This window comes from Oligella sp. HMSC05A10 (genome assembly GCF_001808335.1).
In the GTDB taxonomy this organism is placed as follows: domain Bacteria; phylum Pseudomonadota; class Gammaproteobacteria; order Burkholderiales; family Burkholderiaceae_B; genus Oligella; species Oligella urethralis.
This window is the reverse complement of sequence record NZ_KV792939.1, coordinates 1-5,725: the sequence shown is the minus strand read 5'-3', so window position 1 is coordinate 5,725 and position 5,725 is coordinate 1. Positions and strand designations below refer to the sequence as shown.

The 5,725-nt window shown below is 40.1% G+C and carries 6 protein-coding genes and 1 pseudogene; 2 read left to right on the top strand and 5 right to left on the bottom strand.

The features are described from left to right. Positions 1-206: 206 nt before the first annotated feature. From HMPREF3144_RS08835 to HMPREF3144_RS08815, 4 genes are all read right to left on the bottom strand, one after another. The gene (locus HMPREF3144_RS08835; protein ID WP_036560999.1) at positions 207-503 is read right to left on the bottom strand and encodes a contact-dependent growth inhibition system immunity protein; all 297 of its coding nucleotides are present in this window, start codon (positions 501-503) and stop codon (positions 207-209) included. A 5-nt stretch (positions 504-508) separates the two neighbouring features. Beyond that, on the bottom strand, positions 509-1,339 hold the full coding sequence (locus HMPREF3144_RS08830; protein ID WP_070477502.1) for an RNase A-like domain-containing protein: 831 nt from the start codon (positions 1,337-1,339) through the stop codon (positions 509-511). Between the two features lie 798 nt (positions 1,340-2,137). After that, a complete protein-coding gene (locus HMPREF3144_RS08820) occupies positions 2,138-2,998 on the bottom strand; it encodes an IS3 family transposase (RefSeq protein ID WP_246823937.1) in 861 nt (286 codons plus the stop codon). Between the two features lie 11 nt (positions 2,999-3,009). Then, on the bottom strand, positions 3,010-3,297 hold the full coding sequence (locus HMPREF3144_RS08815; RefSeq protein ID WP_036561006.1) for a transposase: 288 nt from the start codon (positions 3,295-3,297) through the stop codon (positions 3,010-3,012). 75 nt (positions 3,298-3,372) lie between these two features. On the opposite strand from HMPREF3144_RS08815, the pseudogene HMPREF3144_RS12045 reads away from it, so the two are divergent. Further along, positions 3,373-3,525: pseudogene (locus HMPREF3144_RS12045) on the top strand (hypothetical protein); the annotation flags it as partial. After that, a complete protein-coding gene (locus tag HMPREF3144_RS08810; protein ID WP_371441270.1) occupies positions 3,505-4,155 on the top strand; it encodes a tyrosine-type recombinase/integrase in 651 nt (216 codons plus the stop codon). The pseudogene HMPREF3144_RS12045 and the gene HMPREF3144_RS08810, both read left to right, overlap by 21 nt. A gap of 474 nt (positions 4,156-4,629) precedes the next feature. Here the strand turns inward: HMPREF3144_RS08810 and HMPREF3144_RS08800 are convergent, their stop codons facing one another. Next, on the bottom strand, positions 4,630-5,676 hold the full coding sequence (locus HMPREF3144_RS08800; protein WP_197050895.1) for a type ISP restriction/modification enzyme: 1,047 nt from the start codon (positions 5,674-5,676) through the stop codon (positions 4,630-4,632). Positions 5,677-5,725 lie beyond the last annotated feature (49 nt).

Below are 5,725 nucleotides of genomic sequence, written 5' to 3'. Positions count from 1 at the left end.
AAGGAAGTTACACAAAATTATTTACAGGCTCCATTTACACAAAAATATCTACAGGCTCCAAAAAGTTGACAATTAGCATACATTTCTTTTCCTTTTTAAAATTAACCTGAAATAATCAATTTAGCATCCGTTTTTAGTAACTCTTCACCATTTGGATATACTACCACTACCCTAACTCGGTTTTTAAGTTGAGTTTTTTTGTTTGGTTACACCATGTCCGGATAATGCTTCTTGATGGTTTCTCGGAGGAGAGCAAAAAAATCGCTAACCGAAGCGATTTCAACCTCTGGCGAAAACTGCTCCTCAAAGGCACCATCTAGATCATTACGAAAGTCCTCTTCAAAACGAGCGATATCCTCCAATAACTCATGTAATACTATTTCATCCACATACGAAACATAATAATCTACAGCGCCCTCCAAAGTGGAGCAATCACAAATAATATACATATCCTGATTGAGATACCCACCCATTAATGTATATAACACATTGTATTCATTCATATTATTCACCTAATCGGATATGAGGTTAATATATAATAGTCCATGCCATTATACTTTTCTGGCTTTAACACAACTCTCAACTTTGAAACCTTAATGTAATCAGATGAGCCTTTCTTCAAGCTACCCCCAACTTTATATCCAGCATTAAACACTATCACCAGGGCATCTCGTCTCCCTGACTTTACCCACTGTTCGATAACAAACCTATTAGTACGCATTGCCTCAGAAATAGCACGCTCAGCTGTTCTTAAATTAAAAAAAGAACTAACAACCCCACCTGGCACACGCTCAGTATTGAGCCTATGTGCAAGAGCTTGTTCATTTTTCCCGACATGCTTACTAATCGTATGTCCGCCAATCTTCGAACCAGCAACAGCCTCATGCTCAATGAGCTTTATTCTACCCGCCCGAATGGCGGCCACCCTAACCGCGCCTATAGCAGAGGCAAACCCTATTGGAACTGCCAAATCTACCGTCAGGGCAATTATATATGCCGTCTCTTTTTCAGTACCTAACATTTCTGCTGTTGCGGCAACTGCTTGAGCGGTTTTTGTGTTGGTTGGTCTCCCTGCTATGATTTGATTAAAAGAAGAATGAACCACATCCGCGGCATGCCCTCCAACTACGACACAACCTACTTTTGTCAGCATAGTAGGGTCTGGAGCGGCACACATACCACCAGCAACGAGCATTTGAAGCATACCACCAACAAGGCCTACACCTCCCCATAAGCGATTGCTCAGTACTTCTCCTTCGCTAATGGAGGCATTATGAAGTATGCCAGCCATCTGAACTGGTGATAGTACTATTTGTAACCCTTCTTCTTTGTTTACCATGAGCACTCCTCAGTTAATAAATACAGTTGCCCATACTAATCACTGATTCTTACGCTTTTATGACGCTTTTTTAGGCTTATCCGTTAAAATTCATCCTGTCTTAATATTATATTTAGTGATTCAGCAACCCAGTCATAATCACTTACGAGTCAAAACATAAGATGTAAACAAATGCTTTAGCTTACCAGTTGTATAACGAAACCTGAAGCTGAGCTTCTTTTAGATTCAATAACAGCTGGTTGGATGGGGAACCCTTGTCAGTTTGCGCTTGCCTTTGGTGCTCGTGCCAATGAAATATTTAATCTGACATGAGATAAGGTCAATACAATTAGGGGTCTGGCATGGGGCACTAATGACCTAGCAAAAATAGTGAGGCCCGTCTTCTTTCTCTTATCTGTGAAACAATTGAGGTGCTAGAGCGCATAAAGGTGTACGGTTACGAATACTGCTTTACTCGTAAGAGCGGGAAACGTATCAAGCAAGTATCTAAGCCAATATTAGATAATGCGGTGAAAAGTATCGGTCTTAAGCCACTCACATTTCACGATTTACGGCAGACGTGGGTAAGCTGGCACGTGCAAGGCGGCACGTGACTTATGATCTTAAAAGAAATGGGAGGTTGGAAAACTATAGCAATGGTTCAAAAGTACGCTCACTTGAATGCCGGCCATTTAGCTGAGTACGCTCATATGAGTGAAGTAACGGAAAATTTACGGAACAGTGAGCTAGTGAAAAATGGGTTTGCCGCTTGACGGAGCAGCAAACCCATGGATATACTACACTTTTCTATACAGCTAGTTAAGTTACGTTGTTTTCTGATAGCCACTGTTCATACTGCTTTGGAGACATACCCAATGAGGTATGGATGCGTTCTTCTGGGTAGTATCTATCTAAGTAGTGACGAAGCATCACCTCCATTTTAGCCTTTGTTAAGTGGCGATTGGAATTAACTACTTCAGTTTTTAATGTTTTAAAAAAAGACTCAGCAACTGCATTATCAATCGGTTTACCTGGATGGTTCATGGATTGCTGTAAACCATATTTTTCACATAATCCAGCCATCTCATAACTACGATATTGGCTGCCTTGATCACTATGAATGACAGTTCCTCGTTTGGCATAACCTGCTTTAATTAAACGTTTAAGTGGTTCTATGACACAAGGCATTTTCATGTTTTCCGTCACAGCATACGCCTTAGGCGCGCGAGTTGCTAAATCCACATACACCGTTAAATAAAGCACCCCATCACTACAATTAACATAGGTAATATCCGTCACAAAGACAGCATTCGGTTTTACCGAGAAGAAGTCACGATTTAATAAATTTTGATACTGTGAGGCGCTACTTTTAAGGCGTTGCTGTCGATTCTTTAGACGCCTACGGCTATAGACACTCACTAAACCAGCCCGCTGCATTAACATCGCCACAACACGTTTATTAGTTTCAATACCTTCTGCATAGAGTTGTAAGGCTATTCGCGGGGAACCATAGCGACCTTTATGTTGTTCAAACACGCGTTTAATTTGAGTCGTTAACCACTCATGACGTAACATAGTAGCCGAGGGCTTACGTTTACGATAAATATAATAGCCCATCCGACTGACATTCAGGAGTCTGCAAAGAAGTAAAATACTGTGATGTGCGGCTTCTCTGCAAATAAATTCAAACCTTATCGTTTTTGACTCTTGGCAAACTCCCTGAACTTTTTTAAGATCGCATTCTCCTCTTGAAGACGTTTAATCTCTTTTTCCAAGGCATACACTTTAGCCCCTTCTGGTAGTCGAACGCCTTTGCCTGTAAAGGCATCTTTACTATATCGTTTATACTCGGCAAGCCAACGAGAAACAATCGGTCGTGAAATAGCATACTGCTTCGCAACTTCAGTCACCGTGTATGTGCCCGTTGTGATCGAGTGGCAGACTTGTAGTTTAAATTCTTTAGAATACGTTTTGCGCATAAATAATCACCTGCTTTGGTTGAGGTAACTTAACTGCGAGTCAACTAAAGTGTAGTATATCCAGGCTACCTTCCATTAGATGAAATTACACCACCCGTGGTTACCAGCACTATCAAAACAATTGAAGCTAGAGGCGTCCATGATCACGCTAACAGGTGCTTGCAAAGAGTGAATAGGATTTTAGATTACGCAGTACAACTCGGAAACATACCTTTCAATCCTTGCCACTCCTTAAGTGGCTTAGTTACTCTGCCACCGACCCAACATCAACTGGCTTTAGCACAAGATGAGCTGACTACATTCTTCAAACGCTTGGAAGAGCAACCAGCCGATCTATTATCAAAACTAGGACTTATTTTTTTAATAATTACTTTTGTTCGAAGTACTTCTTTGCGTACGATGGAATGGGAAGATGTAAATTTTAAAAAGAAAGAATGGCTAATCCCCAAAGAAAAGTTCAAGGGCAAAAAAATTGAGCTTGTCGTTCCTTTGTCAGACTGGGCTATAGAAATTCTTGAAACTCTTTATGAAAACTCACGACTAAAGCAAGGCTATATTTTTCACCAGCAAAGAAATGTTTATAAACCCATGAGTGAAAACACGTTGACCGCTTTAATGTGGCGTATGGGTTATAAGGATATTGCCACCCCTCACGGATTTCGCTCTCTAGCCACTGACGTTCTCAATGAAAATAACTATAAACCCGATGTAATAGAACGCCAAATGGGGCATGTTGAAAAAAACTCGGTGCGTCGTGCTTATCATCGAGCAGAGTACCTTGAAGAACGTAAAGAAATGATGCAGTGGTATTCTGATTGGATTAGAGAAAAATACCGCAAAGCAGGTCAATCTCTCTAAACTAGTTTTTAACTATTTACGAAAGGCGTGTTGGTGCTCTACACTTCTTTCGTACTGGCTTTGCAACTTCTTTATCACTAAAGGAGTTGCAAATACTACAAGAAAGAATCGATAAGCATTTCAGCACAGTAGCCAAACGGATGCAGTCGACAACAAAACGCTACAGTAGATGAGATTAGCTATACGCATTAAATCGGTGCTTACCGGTTTTAATAAATAGCTTACAAAAAGCCTCCCAATCGTGGACATAGACTAGGCTCTTGCCAGGATTTTGCTCATCAGGCATGCAAGTTGAACCAAACGCACTTTCTTTCCAGAAATCATAAAAAGGCAGAGTCTCAAGATCTATCTCTCTTACTAGCCAATAGAATTGGTCTGAGCTAGTGCTTTTGTACCTAACAGGCTTAATACCAAAAAATGCAAATTGATCCCATTGTTCATTCAGTGGTTCTAGATAATTACTCATAATTTAGGCTACGCTTTTTTCAAATCAAGTTTTGGCAAATTGTTCACTATTTTCATCGTTTCTAAGCTCACTGTAATCACTCGTTGCAACAGTTCAAGTGGGTATTTTGGATTCCCCATTGTTTCAATTGCCCAATCATTAGCATCGTTGCTAATACCGCTGGCTTTATGAGTGGTTACCGCTTGGCGTTCCATGACCCAAGCGATAGCAGATTTGCTATTGACCACGTAATCGTATGCTTCTTCAGGAATACCTTCAAGCGTGATTTTACCGTTATAAATGATTTTGCTAAGGTCATCGACTCGCTTACCTGTTTCCTCATCGATCTTTTTAGGATGCTTCATTTTAGTAACGTAAAAATCAGTCGAACTTGCACTAACAAAGTCATTTCCATCATGTTTCAATGTACCACTGAACTTCACAGGGTACTTCTCAACCTCTTCATAATTAATGTGTAAATCAGCCAGTTTACGACCAGCGTCACTAAAGGCATTAAAATCACTGAAGGTTTTAACTCGCGGAATACGAGGTAATTCTTTACTTAAATTATGTTGAAAACGGCTACGGTAATCTTCGCTATGCAAGATGCCATAAACGTAATAAAAAACATCTTCTTTTGTTAGCGGATTATCAGGATAAGCCACTTGGAAATGCGCTAAACCCTCATCTGTTATAGCGTCACGGCGGTTTAGGCCAGAGTTGTCTTCATTAGCGAAGAGTGTGTTTTGTTCATCGCTATCTTCAATTGCTTGTTCATCGTAGAGGTAGAGAGGGAAGCATTGTCCTTTTTCAATATTATCAAGATAAGGTAAATAATTCGAAATTAATACCGAAAACGTTTTTGAACCAACCCCTGTTGCTTGGATAACCAGATTTTCCGCATCAGCTGTCGGAAAAATACGAGGCATTTGAAGAACCATTTCATTAAAATTTCGATTAAAATACATCCACTGTTTTGTAAACGGCCTGTAAAGTGCTCGATAAATTGAATTATCATCTAACTTAAAATCAGAACCCTTTGCTAACTCTTGCTTTAAAGCACGAGTCCAACTAATCTGTGTAGGATCATTTGATCCTAGTCAGAAAAGTAGACAAACACTCCCT

What these genes read in the sequence shown, in the direction of transcription:
- HMPREF3144_RS08835 (WP_036560999.1), bottom strand. Translation starts at nt 503, where the DNA reads ATGAATGAATACAATGTGTTATATACATTAATGGGTGGGTATCTCAAT.
- HMPREF3144_RS08830 (WP_070477502.1), bottom strand. Translation starts at nt 1,339, where the DNA reads ATGGTAAACAAAGAAGAAGGGTTACAAATAGTACTATCACCAGTTCAG.
- HMPREF3144_RS08815 (WP_036561006.1), bottom strand. Translation starts at nt 3,297, where the DNA reads ATGCGCAAAACGTATTCTAAAGAATTTAAACTACAAGTCTGCCACTCG.